The sequence below is a fragment of the Pseudomonas sp. HC1(2025) genome, assembly GCF_058742075.1.
Genome location: NZ_CP196017.1, coordinates 4,467,803 through 4,479,928, shown reverse-complemented (window position 1 = coordinate 4,479,928; position 12,126 = coordinate 4,467,803). Strand labels below are relative to the sequence as shown.

Below are 12,126 nucleotides of genomic sequence, written 5' to 3'. Positions count from 1 at the left end.
ACGCCAGCGAACTGGCGTTTTTTATTGTGTCGCGAATCAGGTGGCGACCTGGCGAGCCTTAGCCCAGCAGGGTAGCCCAGCCTTCAACCACGTCACCGCCCCACTTGGCTTTCCACTCTTTCAGAGTTTTGTGGTTGCCACCTTTGGTTTCAATCACTTCGCCGTTGTGCGGGTTTTTGTACTGCTTGACCTTACGCGCGCGCTTGGTGCCGGTAACTTTTACCGCGCCGCGTGGTGCTTTAACTTTCGATTCCGGATCCAGCAGCGCAATGATGTCACGCAGGGACTTGGAGTATTCACCCATCAGGGTGCGCAATTTGCCTTCGAATTCCAGCTCGGTTTGCAGTTTGTCGTCTTGGGACAGATTCTTCAAACGGGCTTGCAGCTCTTTGATAGCTTCTTCGGTGGCACGGTATTCGTTGATCAGGGACATGTGGACTACCTTATGCGGGGCGCTGAGGGACAGGGATAGTGGCCTAATAATAGTCAGACAGTTTCCCCAAGTAAACATTTAAGCTCGGTTTTATGTAATTTACTTTGAATGTTTGTAGCCAGAGGCTCGGAGTGCATTATTTAGTGCGCTCGAGCGGCTAAAGATATTCTCCTTAGATCTTGGGTAATTGTGGTAACAGATGCTTGTACACACATAACGCCCAGGTAAAAACCGTACTCTGTTTAGGGACACCACAAGGAATTGCGCGAATAAGCGTTGAGGAATACTGCAGTTTTTCTACGGTATCGCTAGAATGGCGGCCTTTGCGAAGTTCTGGAGTTTGCCCCTAATGCGCACTTTTCGTCTGGTGATTGCCTGCCCGGATCGGGTTGGTATCGTCGCTAAAGTCAGTAACTTTCTGGCCTCTCACAACGGCTGGATCACCGAAGCGAGTCATCACTCGGACAATCTCAGCGGTTGGTTTTTCATGCGCCACGAAATCCGTGCCGACACGCTGCCCTTTGGCCTGGAGGCATTTCGCGAGGCATTTGCACCGATCGCCGAAGAGTTCTCGATGACATGGCGCATCACCGACACCGAGCAGAAAAAGCGTGTGGTCCTGATGGCCAGCCGCGAGTCCCATTGCCTGGCGGACTTGCTGCACCGCTGGCACAGCGATGAACTGGACTGTGAGATCGCTTGCGTGATTTCCAACCACGATGACCTGCGCAGCATGGTCGAGTGGCACGGCATTCCGTACTACCACGTGCCGGTCGACGCGCAGAACAAACAGCCAGCCTTCACCGAAGTCTCGCGCCTGGTCGAGCAGCATGAAGCGGACGTCGTGGTGCTGGCGCGCTACATGCAAATCCTGCCGCCGGAACTGTGCCGCGAATATGCAGGCAAGGTGATTAACATCCACCACAGCTTCCTGCCGTCGTTTGTCGGGGCCAAGCCGTACCACCAGGCGTCCCTGCGCGGTGTGAAGCTGATTGGCGCAACCTGCCACTACGTCACCGAAGAGCTGGACGCAGGTCCCATCATCGAGCAGGACGTGGTACGCGTCAGCCATAGCGACAGCATTGAAGACATGGTGCGCTTCGGCCGCGATGTCGAGAAGATGGTCCTGGCCCGTGGCCTGCGCTATCACCTGGAGGACCGCGTGCTGGTACACGGCAACAAGACTGTAGTGTTCTGATAAAGCAAAAAGGGCCTGGGCGTTAAATCACCCAGGCCCTTTTTATTTGTGTCAGCTATGAGGGTCGAACGATGAGTGATCCCCTGGATAAAGCCACCTCCAAGGCACCCGCCACCTTGGGCGAGGGTTGCTTGAGCCGCTACGATCCGGATGCCCTGGATGCCGAGGACGGCACGGATTTCCCCGACGCCGCCCGTTTGTGGGAGCAATTGCAGGAAGAGTCAGAGCCGCACGACAAGCCCGGCCCTGGTAAACACAACGCAGATTGAATGTAGGAGCTGTCGAGCCTGAGCGAGGCGGCTCCTACAGTTGATTTGCGATGTCCTCGGGTTTAGATACGGAAGCTCCCCACCAGTTGTTTCAAGCGTGCCGCTTGCTGCTCCAGGTCAGAGCAGGCGCGCAAGGTGGATTGCAGGTTTTCCACGCCTTCCTGGTTGAGCGTATTGATCTCGGTGATATCGATGTTGATCGACTCCACCACCGAGGTCTGCTCCTCGGTGGCGGTGGCCACCGATTGGTTCATGCCGTCGATTTCCCCGATACGCTGGGTCACGCTGCTCAGGCGTTCGCCCGCCAGGTTGGCGATTTCTACGCTGTCGAGGCTGTGGCGCTGGCTTTCGCTCATGGTGCTGACCGAATCCCGGGCGCCGACTTGCAGCTCCTCGATCATCTTTTGCACCTGTTGCGCCGACTCCTGGGTGCGATGGGCCAGGTTGCGCACCTCGTCGGCCACCACCGCAAACCCGCGTCCGGCTTCCCCGGCGCGCGCCGCCTCGATGGCCGCGTTGAGCGCCAGGAGGTTGGTTTGCTGGGAAATACTGGTGATCACTTCGAGGATCTGCCCGATATTCACGGTCTTGCTGTTGAGCGCCTCGATATTGCTGCTGGAGGCGCTGATCATTTCGGACAGTTGCGTCATGGCCTTGATGTTGCGCTCCACCACTTGCTGGCCATCTTCGGCCAGGTGGCGGGCATCGCTGGCCTGGTGCGAGGCCTGCGCGGCATTACGGGCAATTTCCTGGGCGGCGGCGCCCAACTGGTTGATCGCTGCCGCGACACTGTTGGTGCGGTTGGCCTGTTCGTCGGAGTTGACCATCGACGAGTTGGAGGCGCTGACCACGCGCAACGCCACTTCATTGACTTGGCCGGTGGCGGAGGACACTTCGCGAATCGAGGTGTGAATCCGTTCCACAAAGCGGTTGAAGGCTTTGCCGAGGATGCCGAATTCGTCATGGTTCTGGATCGTCAGGCGGCGCGTGAGGTCGCCTTCGCCATCGGCGATGTCTTCCATGGCCCGGGTCATTACATGCAGCGGTTGCATCAGCACGCGGATCAGCATACCCAGCAACGCAATGATGATCGCCACGGCAATCACGGTGGCAATGATGGCCGAAGTGCGGAATTCGCTGAGCATGGCGAAGGATTTGTCTTTATCTACTGACAGACCGATATACCAGTTCACCGACGGCAAGCCCTTGATCGGGGCGAAGGTGACGATGCGGGTTTTGCCATCGACCTTGATTTCGCTGAAGTCAGCACTGATCTTGACGGTCTGGTTTGGGTACGCCTCGCCCAGGGTCTTCATCACCAGGCTTTTGTCCGGGTGCACCAGAATCTTGCCGTCGGCACTGACCAGGAACGCATAGCCCATGCCGCCGAAGCTCAGGGCACCGATGTTGTCCACCAGGGTTTGCAGGCTCAGGTCACCGCCCACCACGCCGACGCTTCGCCCGGCCTGGCTGCTGGGGGTGGCGATGGAAATGATCAACTGGCCGGTGGCCGCGTCGATATAGGGTTCGGTCAGGGTCGAGCCATTGCTGGCCTGGGCGCCTTTGTACCAGGGACGTGCACGCGGGTCGAAGCCGTCGGGCATCTTCGCGTCGGGGCGAATGGTGAAGCCGCCTTTGCTGTCACCCAGGTAGGTTGCCATGAACGATGACGTCAGGGCTTTCTGCTCGAGCAGGTTGGCGACCACACTCGGCTCGGGATTGATGGCGATGTTCTGGGCGGCGTTTTCCACCAGGACAATACGCCCGGCCAGCCAGCTCTGGGTATTGCTGGCGGTGACGCCGCCCATTTCATGCAGGTAGCTGTCGAGGTCGTCGCGAATCGCGTTTCGTTGCAGGTAGTCGTTGTACAACGTGAACAACGCAAATGCGGCAATGACGATAAGGGCGGCTGCAAGCAGGATTTTGTGGCTGAAGCGCAGATTTTTATTCATGGCTCGTCGTGTCCGCTAAGGTCTTAATGTCCGAGGCGCGTCTTTTATGGAAACGCACAAATGGCAGCGTTAAATAAAGTGTGATATTTCCATCTGCTCCTGCAGGAATTATCCGGTCTAACTTTTTTAGACTTTTTGGGTCTCTCGCTTTGTCTGTATCGACCGTGCAGCGCTAAAGATTAACCATGGGTGACAAAATGCCTGACTCCTCGCAACTTCTTATTGGCGCAGACCTTGAAGGCCAGCCCATTGCCCAGGCCATGCGCCTGGCTAATCGCCATGGCCTGATTGCCGGCGCCACCGGCACCGGCAAGACCGTGACGTTGCAGCGGCTGGCGGAGGCGTTCAGTGATGCTGGCGTCGCGGTGTTCGCCGCCGATATCAAGGGTGACCTGTGTGGCCTCGGCGCCGCGGGCAACCCCCAGGGCAAGGTGGCCGAGCGGATTGCCGGCATGCCTTTCCTGAATTACGCACCTAAGGCATATCCGGTAACTCTGTGGGATATCCACGGTCAGTCTGGTCATCCACTTCGTACAACCTTGAGCGAAATGGGCCCACTGTTGCTGGGCAGCCTGCTGGAGTTGACCGACAGCCAGCAGTCGACCCTCTATGCAGCGTTTAAAGTGGCAGACCGCGAGGGCTTGCTGCTGCTGGATCTCAAGGACCTCAAGGCCCTGCTCAACCACCTCAAGTTCCATCCCGAGCTGCTGGGCGATGACGCTGCCCTGATGACCACTGGCTCCAGCCAGGCTTTGCTGCGGCGCCTGGCCGTGCTGGAGCAGCAGGGCGCCGAAGCCCTGTTCGGTGAACCGGCGCTGCAACTGGAAGATATTCTGCAACCGGCCAGCGATGGGCGAGGGCGCATTCATCTGTTGGATGCCAGCCGCCTGGTGCACGAGTCGCCCAAGGTCTATGCGACCTTCTTGCTGTGGCTGCTGGCGGAGCTGTTCGAGCAGTTGCCGGAGCGCGGGGATGCCGATAAGCCGCTGCTGGCGCTGTTTTTCGACGAGGCGCATTTGCTGTTTGCCGATACGCCCAAGGCCTTGCAGGACCGCCTGGAACAAGTGGTGCGGCTGATTCGCTCCAAAGGCGTGGGGGTATATTTTGTCACCCAATCGCCGGGCGACTTGCCGGACAACGTGCTGGCCCAGTTGGGCTTGCGGATCCAGCATGGCCTGCGCGCATTCACCACCAAGGAACAAAAATCCCTGCGGGCGGTGGCCGATGGTTTTCGGCCGAACCCGGCGTTTGATGCGCTGGCGGTGTTGACCGAACTGGGCACGGGTGAGGCGCTGGTGGGCACGCTGCAGGAAAAAGGCACGCCTGAGGTAGTCCAACGGGTGCTGGTGGCACCGCCGCAATCACGGATCGGGCCATTGACCGCCGCCGAGCGTACGGCCTTGATCGCCAGTTCGTCGCTTTTGGGGCGCTACGACAAGCCGGTTGATCGTGAGTCGGCCTATGAAGTGCTGATGGCACGCAAGGAACTGGGACCTGCGGCAAGTGCTGCGCCTGCCGCTGAAGAACCGAGCTTCACCGACAAGGCCGGCGCGTTCCTGGGAACCACCGCGGGCAAGGCCCTCAAGTCTGCGATGCAGCAGGCGGCCAACCAGATGGGCCGCCAGTTGGTGCGCGGGCTGCTGGGGTCCTTGCTTGGCGGTAGCAAGCGTAAGTAGCCTTCAAGGTCTATACAACCCATTGTGGGAGCGGGCTTGCCCGCGATTGCGGTGTATCAGTCGATACATGTGCCGGCTGGCACGCCGCAATCGCGAGCAAGCTCGCTCCTACTTGGGGTTGTGCAGTGTTCAGGCCTTGGGCTTGCCATGACTGGCCAGCCGCTCCAGCGCCGCACGCAGCTTTGGATCGCTAATCCCGTCCGCCGTCGCCTGGATGGTTTCGGCGGCATTCACCGACAAATCCATGGTATGCCCCACCGCACCTTGCTGTACGGTCGGTGGCTGGACCTTGAACTGAATGCGCAGCAGGCTGGCAAACACATCAAACGCCTGTAACTGGCGCTGCAAGCGTTTTTGCTGGTAGCGCAGGCGGGTCGCCCAATGCCCATCGGTGACGATCAGCAGTAGCGTGCCTTCACGCCATGACGCCACATGACAGTGCTCGCGGGCCGCAGGTTGTAGTTGGGTTTCCAGAAGGCGTTGCAGGTGGCCCAGGCGTTGCGCATGGCCAAAGATGGCTTTTAACGGCTTGGCTTCGCGCAGCAACACGGCGGGAGCACGGGCCGTAAGAGGGCGAAATGCCATGATCTAGACACCTTAGGTAACAGAGCGGCCATGGTAGCAGAAAGCGTGTGCGGCACCTTGGTCATTGCTTTGTCAGCAGTTTATCCATTAAATCAATAAGTAACTTCTCGCTCGAATGGGTTGAAGTTCAGCAAAAAGCCCTTATTTTAAACAAGCCCTCCCGTAACGCTGTGTCTGCATCGTGGAACAACGCCACTTTCCTCACCCTCGTTTCCGGGTAGAATGCTCGTTCGCATGCGGCCGTGAGGGCTGCTCGGGCGACTTACGGGGCGCCCCTTCATCCCTAATGTGTGGAAGAACCTGCCGATATGTTTGCGCCTTTGTTAAAGAAACTTTTTGGAAGCAAGAATGAGCGCGAAGTCAAACGCATGCTCAAGACGGTGCAGCTGGTCAATGCCTTCGAAGAGCAGATGGTTGCTTTGTCGGACGAGCAATTGCGCGCCAAGACCGAAGAGTTCAAGGCCCGCATAGCCAAAGGTGAAACCCTCGACAAACTGCTGCCCGAAGCCTTTGCGGTCGCCCGCGAAGCCGGTAAGCGGGTGATGGGCATGCGCCACTTCGACGTCCAGTTGATCGGCGGCATGACCCTGCATGAAGGTATGATCGCCGAAATGCGTACCGGTGAAGGCAAGACCCTGGTAGCAACCCTGGGTGTTTACCTCAACGCACTGTCCGGCAAGGGCGTGCACGTTGTGACGGTGAACGACTACCTGGCCCGCCGGGACGCCAACTGGATGCGCCCGCTGTATGAATTCCTCGGCCTGACCGTCGGCGTGGTAACGCCGTTCCAACCGCCGGAAGAGAAGCGCGCCGCCTACGCCGCCGACATCACCTACGGCACCAACAACGAATTCGGTTTCGACTACCTGCGCGACAACATGGCGTTCAGCATGGAAGAAAAATTCCAGCGCGAACTCAACTTTGCCGTGATCGACGAAGTCGACTCCATCCTCATCGACGAAGCCCGTACCCCGCTGATCATCTCCGGCCAGGCCGAGGACAGCTCGCGCCTGTACACCGAGATCAACAAGCTGATCCCGCGCCTTGAGCAACATATCGAGGAAGTGGAAGGCGTGGTGACCAAAGAAGGTCATTACTCCATCGACGAGAAGACCCGCCAGGTCGAGCTCAACGAAGCCGGTCACCAGTTCGTCGAAGAGATGCTGACCCAGATCGGCCTGCTGGCGGAAGGCGAAAGCCTGTACTCGGCACACAACCTGGGCCTGCTGACCCACGTGTATGCCGGCCTGCGCGCCCACAAGCTGTTCCACCGCAACGTTGAATACATCGTCCAGGACGGCCAGGTGGTACTGGTCGACGAACACACCGGCCGTACCATGCCCGGTCGTCGTTTGTCCGAAGGCCTGCACCAGGCCATCGAAGCCAAAGAAGTGCTCAATATCCAGGCCGAGAGCCAGACATTGGCCTCGACCACCTTCCAGAACTACTTCCGCCTGTACAACAAGCTGTCCGGCATGACCGGTACCGCTGATACCGAAGCGTTCGAATTCCACCAGATCTACGGTCTGTCGGTGATGGTCATCCCGCCGAACAAACCGCTGGCGCGTAAAGACTACAACGACCTGGTGTTCCTGACCGCTGACGAGAAATACGCAGCCATCGTCGCCGACATCAAGGAGTGCATGACCCAAGGCCGTCCGGTCCTGGTGGGTACTGCGACCATCGAAACCTCCGAGCACATGTCGAACCTGCTCAACAAGGAAGGTATCGAGCACAAGGTCCTCAACGCCAAGTTCCACGAAAAAGAAGCCGAGATCATTGCCCAGGCCGGTCGCCCTGGCGCGCTGACCATCGCTACCAACATGGCCGGTCGTGGTACCGACATCTTGTTGGGCGGCAACTGGGAAGTGGAAGTGGCTTCCCTGGACAACCCGACCCCTGAGCAGATCGCCCAGATCAAGGCCGACTGGCAGAAACGCCACCAGGCAGTACTGGAATCCGGTGGTTTGCAGGTGATCGCGTCCGAGCGCCATGAGTCGCGCCGTATCGACAACCAGCTGCGTGGCCGTGCCGGTCGCCAGGGCGACGCCGGTTCCAGCCGCTTCTATCTGTCCCTGGAAGACAGCCTGATGCGTATCTTCGCCTCGGATCGGGTGAAGAACTTCATGAAGGCCCTCGGCATGCAGTCCGGTGAAGCGATCGAGCACCGCATGGTGACCAACGCCATCGAAAAGGCCCAGCGCAAGGTCGAAGGCCGCAACTTCGACATTCGTAAGCAACTGCTGGAGTTCGATGACGTCAACAACGAACAGCGTAAAGTGATTTATCACATGCGTAACACGTTGCTGGCCGCCGACAACATTGGCGAAACCATCGCCGACTTCCGTCAGGACGTGCTCAACGCCACCGTCAGCGCCCATATCCCGCCACAGTCCCTGCCTGAACAGTGGGATGTTGCCGGCCTGGAAGCGGCGTTGAAGAGCGACTTCGGTGTCGATCTGCCGGTCCAGCAATGGCTCGACGAAGACGACCACCTGTACGAAGAAACCCTGCGCGAAAAACTGATGGCCGAACTGCTGGCCGCGTACAACGAGAAAGAAGAGCAAGCCAGCGCCGAAGCACTGCGCACCTTCGAGAAGCAAATCGTTCTGCGTGTGCTGGACGACCTGTGGAAAGACCACTTGTCGACCATGGACCACCTGCGTCACGGCATCCACCTGCGTGGCTACGCCCAGAAGAACCCGAAGCAGGAGTACAAGCGCGAGTCGTTCACGCTGTTCTCCGAGTTGCTGGATTCGATCAAGCGCGATTCGATTCGTGTGCTGTCCCATGTTCAGGTGCGTCGCGAAGACCCGATCGAGGAAGAAGCCCGTCTGCGTCAGGAAGCCGAAGCCCTTGCCGCGCGCATGCAGTTCCAGCATGACGAAGCACCAGGCCTTGAGTCGCCGCAAGTGTTGGGCGAAGAGGTCGATGTGGCCCTGGCACAGGCGCCGGTACGCAATGAGCAGAAGCTGGGCCGCAACGAGCCGTGCTGGTGCGGTTCGGGCAAGAAGTTCAAACACTGCCACGGCGAAATCAATTAAGATTTTTGCCTGAAGCTGCAATACCCCGCGCCGCGACCGGCATCAGCCGTCGCGGCGTTTTGCCATTTAATCACCGTCGACGACGACGGTGCAGACATCACATCGTTAAGGAGCGCATTCATGGCTGTTGGTCTTGGTCCTTTGCCCACGTTGCACCCGGTTGCCGGTTTTGAACTCGGTATCGCTTCGGCCGGTATCAAGCGCCCCGGGCGCAAGGACGTGGTAGTGATGCGCTGTGCCGAAGGTTCGACCATCGCCGGCGTGTTCACCCTGAACGCGTTTTGCGCGGCGCCCGTGATCCTCGCCAAGCAACGTGTCGAAGGCCCGGTGCGCTACCTGTTGACCAACACCGGCAATGCCAACGCCGGCACCGGCGAGCCTGGCTTGGCCGCGGCTGCGCGCACCTGCGCCAAGCTGGCGGAGTTGACCGGCGTGGACGCCAGCCAGGTACTGCCGTACTCCACCGGGGTGATCGGCGAGCCGTTGCCCGTGGAAAAAATCGAAGGCGCACTGCAAGCCGCGCTGGACGACCTGTCCGTGGATAACTGGGCGGCCGCGGCCACCGGGATCATGACCACCGACACCTTGCCCAAGGGCGCCAGCCGCCAGTTCGTGCATGAAGGCGTGACCGTCACCGTGACCGGCATCAGCAAAGGCGCGGGCATGATCCGCCCGAACATGGCGACCATGCTCGGCTACATCGCCACCGACGCCAACGTCTCCCGGGACGTGCTGCAAAACCTGATGCTCGATGGTGCGAACAAGTCGTTCAACCGCATCACCATCGACGGCGATACCTCGACCAACGATTGCTGCATGTTGATTGCCACCGGCAAAGCCAACCTGCCGCAAATCACCTCGTCCAACGGCCCGCTGTTCGCGGCGTTGAAGCAGGCAGTATTTGAGGTGTGCATGGAAGTGGCTCAGGCCATCGTGCGTGACGGCGAGGGCGCGACCAAGTTCGTCACCGTTGAAGTCAACGGCGGCGGCAATCACCAGGAATGCCTGGACGTCGGCTACACCGTGGCCCACTCGCCGCTGATCAAGACCGCGCTGTTTGCGTCCGACCCGAACTGGGGCCGGATCCTCGCCGCGGTTGGCCGTGCCGGCGTGCCGAACCTGGATGTGAGCAAGATCGACGTGTTCCTCGGCGATGTGTGCATCGCCAGCCGTGGCGCCCGTGCCCAAACCTACACCGAAGCCCAGGGCTCGGCGGTGATGCAACAGGAAGAAATCACCATCCGTATCGAACTGGGGCGCGGTGAGTGCAGCGAAACGATCTGGACCACCGACCTGTCCCACGAGTACGTGAAGATCAACGCCGAATACCGCACCTGATACCTGTTCGGGGCATTGGCAATGCCCCGGCAGGCGCCGGCTTAGAGGACGTAATACCGTGAAACGAGTTCATGTAGCAGCCGCAGTCATTCGCGGTACCGATGGCCGGATTTTGCTCGCGCGTCGTGCAGACACCCAGCACCAGGGCGGCCTATGGGAGTTTCCAGGAGGCAAGGTGGAGGCCGATGAATCGGTTTTTGCCGCACTGGGCCGAGAGCTGCAGGAGGAACTGGGTATCCAGGTCACTACCGCACGGCCGTTGATCCAGGTTCAGCATGATTACCCGGACAAGCAGGTGCTGCTGGATGTCTGGGAGGTTTCGGCGTTTACCGGCGAGCCCCATGGCGCAGAAGGGCAGCCTCTTGAATGGGTGGCGCCACGGGACTTGCAGAGCTACGAGTTTCCAGCGGCCAACGCACCAATCGTCGCTGCTGCCCGCCTGCCCGCCGACTACCTGATCACCCCAGGCGAACTGGAAACCCCGGTGCTGTTGCGCGGTATCCAGAAAGCCATTGCCGGTGGCACCAAGCTGATTCAGTTGCGCGCGCCCAATGGCTACGACCCCAAGTACCGCGACCTGGCGGTGGATGCAGTGGGATTGTGTGCCGGCAAGGCGCAGTTGATGCTCAAGGGGCCTTTCGAATGGCTCGGCGACTTCCCTGCGGCGGGATGGCACATGACTTCGGCGCAACTGCGCAAATACGCCAGCAAAGGCCGGCCGTTGCCCAAGGACCGCTGGTTGGCGGCGTCTTGCCACAATGCCGAAGAACTGGCATTGGCCGAATTGATGGACGTGGACTTCGTCACTCTGTCACCGGTGCAGCCGACCCAGACTCACCCTGATGCACAGCCGTTGGGTTGGGAGCAGGCGGCGCAGTTGATCAAAGGCTTCAGCAAGCCCGTGTTTCTGTTGGGTGGGGTCGGGCCTGACGAGCGGGAGAAGGCCTGGGAGAGCGGGGCGCAGGGTGTTGCGGGGATTCGGGCGTTCTGGCCTGAGGTGTGAGTCGTCAGTGCTGGCCCTATCGCAGGCAAGCCAGCTCCCACATTGGAGTGTATTCAAAAATCAAAATGTGGGAGCGGGCTTGCCCGCGATGAGGCCCCGTCAAACAATACAAAACCCCGCAGAATCTCAGCGCGGCCTAGCCGCCTGCCACAAAATCTCCCACATTGAAATGTATTCACAAATCAAAATGTGGGAGCGGGCTTGCCCGCGATGAGGCCCGCTCAAGCAATACAAAATCCAGCATTAACCTCGGTGCGGCCTAGCCGCTTGCCACAAAATCTCCCACATTGGAATGTATTCACAAATCAAAATGTGGGAGCGGGCTTGCCCGCGATGAGGCCCGCTCAAGCAATACAAAATCCAGCATTAACCTCGGTGCGGCCTAGCCGCTTGCCACAAAATCCCCCACATTGGAGTGTATTCACAAATCAAAATGTGGGAGCGGGCTTGCCCGCGATGAGGCCCGCTCAAGCAATACAAAATCCAGCATTAACCTCAGTGCGGCCTAGCCGCCTGCCACAAAATCTCCCACATTTGAATGTATTCACAAATCAAAATGTGGGAGCGGGCTTGCCCGCGATGAGGCCCGCTCAAGCAATACAAAATCCAGCATTAACCTCAGTGCGGC

At 59.4% G+C, this 12,126-nt stretch carries 9 protein-coding genes and 1 pseudogene; 6 read left to right on the top strand and 4 right to left on the bottom strand.

All coding sequences use genetic code 11. The annotated features are described in order from the left end of the window. Nucleotides 1-58: 58 nt before the first annotated feature. Nucleotides 59-433 carry a histone-like nucleoid-structuring protein MvaT gene (gene mvaT, locus ACSSVH_RS20035; RefSeq protein WP_029295469.1) on the bottom strand — a complete coding sequence of 125 codons (375 nt, stop codon included), beginning with the start codon at nt 431-433 and terminating at the stop codon, nt 59-61. A 349-nt stretch (nt 434-782) separates the two neighbouring features. Between mvaT and purU the strand changes: the two genes are divergently transcribed. Continuing rightward, complete coding sequence (gene purU / locus ACSSVH_RS20030) at nt 783-1,631, top strand: formyltetrahydrofolate deformylase (RefSeq protein WP_169954651.1); 849 nt, start codon at nt 783-785, stop codon at nt 1,629-1,631. Between the two features lie 71 nt (nt 1,632-1,702). After that, the gene (locus tag ACSSVH_RS20025) at nt 1,703-1,900 is read left to right on the top strand and encodes a hypothetical protein (protein WP_169954652.1); all 198 of its coding nucleotides are present in this window, start codon (nt 1,703-1,705) and stop codon (nt 1,898-1,900) included. A gap of 62 nt (nt 1,901-1,962) precedes the next feature. Here ACSSVH_RS20025 and ACSSVH_RS20020 read toward each other — a convergent pair whose 3' ends face one another. After that, complete coding sequence (locus ACSSVH_RS20020; RefSeq protein ID WP_371923390.1) at nt 1,963-2,727, bottom strand: methyl-accepting chemotaxis protein; 765 nt, start codon at nt 2,725-2,727, stop codon at nt 1,963-1,965. Between the two features lie 93 nt (nt 2,728-2,820). Then, nucleotides 2,821-3,852 (bottom strand): annotated as a pseudogene (locus ACSSVH_RS20015) (cache domain-containing protein); the annotation flags it as partial. A gap of 197 nt (nt 3,853-4,049) precedes the next feature. Between ACSSVH_RS20015 and ACSSVH_RS20010 the strand changes: the two are divergent. After that, complete coding sequence (locus ACSSVH_RS20010) at nt 4,050-5,528, top strand: helicase HerA-like domain-containing protein (RefSeq protein WP_170041960.1); 1,479 nt, start codon at nt 4,050-4,052, stop codon at nt 5,526-5,528. 129 nt (nt 5,529-5,657) lie between these two features. Here ACSSVH_RS20010 and ACSSVH_RS20005 read toward each other — a convergent pair whose 3' ends face one another. Continuing rightward, the gene (locus ACSSVH_RS20005) at nt 5,658-6,113 is read right to left on the bottom strand and encodes a DUF721 domain-containing protein (RefSeq protein WP_169954654.1); all 456 of its coding nucleotides are present in this window, start codon (nt 6,111-6,113) and stop codon (nt 5,658-5,660) included. Between the two features lie 308 nt (nt 6,114-6,421). On the opposite strand from ACSSVH_RS20005, the gene secA reads away from it, so the two are divergent. The 3 genes from secA to ACSSVH_RS19990 all read left to right on the top strand — a co-directional run bounded on the left by secA (nt 6,422) and on the right by ACSSVH_RS19990 (nt 11,498). Continuing rightward, a complete protein-coding gene (gene secA / locus ACSSVH_RS20000) occupies nt 6,422-9,157 on the top strand; it encodes a preprotein translocase subunit SecA (protein ID WP_169954655.1) in 2,736 nt (911 codons plus the stop codon). A 120-nt stretch (nt 9,158-9,277) separates the two neighbouring features. Further along, entirely contained in the window at nt 9,278-10,495 is a 1,218-nt protein-coding gene (argJ, locus tag ACSSVH_RS19995) for a bifunctional glutamate N-acetyltransferase/amino-acid acetyltransferase ArgJ (protein ID WP_169954656.1), read from the top strand. A 58-nt stretch (nt 10,496-10,553) separates the two neighbouring features. After that, nucleotides 10,554-11,498 (top strand): Nudix family hydrolase, encoded by a 945-nt coding sequence (locus ACSSVH_RS19990; RefSeq protein WP_170041893.1) that lies wholly within the window; start codon nt 10,554-10,556, stop codon nt 11,496-11,498. The last annotated feature ends 628 nt before the right edge of the window (nt 11,499-12,126 follow it).